The sequence below is a fragment of the Psychrobacter sp. 1U2 genome, from assembly GCF_051847575.1.
Genome location: NZ_JBPYDC010001418.1, coordinates 1 through 605 on the forward strand (window position 1 = coordinate 1; position 605 = coordinate 605).

At 37.2% G+C, this 605-nt stretch carries 1 protein-coding gene; it reads right to left on the reverse strand.

The window, feature by feature from the left end; genetic code table 11:
- Window positions 1-162: 162 nt before the first annotated feature.
- A partial coding sequence (locus tag ACS8FD_RS22415) for an ATP-binding protein (RefSeq protein ID WP_439277483.1) occupies window positions 163-605 on the reverse strand: 443 nt, incomplete at its 5' end.

Genomic DNA, 605 nt, shown 5'->3' on the forward strand with positions numbered 1-605 from the left:
TTATTGCTTAATTGATACAAGGGATTGAACGAATATTCATTATAAATAAAAAACCTTTATCTGTAAGACTTTTTATCTTTTATTAATTGCACACATGTGTTGTACTGACTATGGGTCAAAATCAATGTATTAGCAGTAGATGCATCATTGACACCTTGAACCTTAATATTCGTCATCCCATACTACTTCTGAACAAGAGCCCATGGGTGTGATTAAGCGAAAACAGGTCTTTTCGTGTTCAGCGACATACAGTAGCCTGGCATGATTGGCTTCGCTGAAGGCCTGAGACAAGTAAAGCCCCAGTCCCGTACCTGCTTTATCGGTAGTAAAAAACGGATCAAATAAGCGCTCTACATCAGCTGGAGCGATTTTTTCACCTTCATTTAAAACATCGATTATAACATCGTTCTGCACGCAATATATTTCCACCTCAGCATAAGCATGCGGATGTACAAGACCGCAATAACGCAAACCATTGTTGATTAAATTAATCAATATTTGCTCTAACTGATGATTATCAAACTGTATCACGGGATGAGAGATATCATGCAAAAAAATATCATTGCCACGAAAATAGTTCTCTAAAAATTGTGGCATCCAAGTTC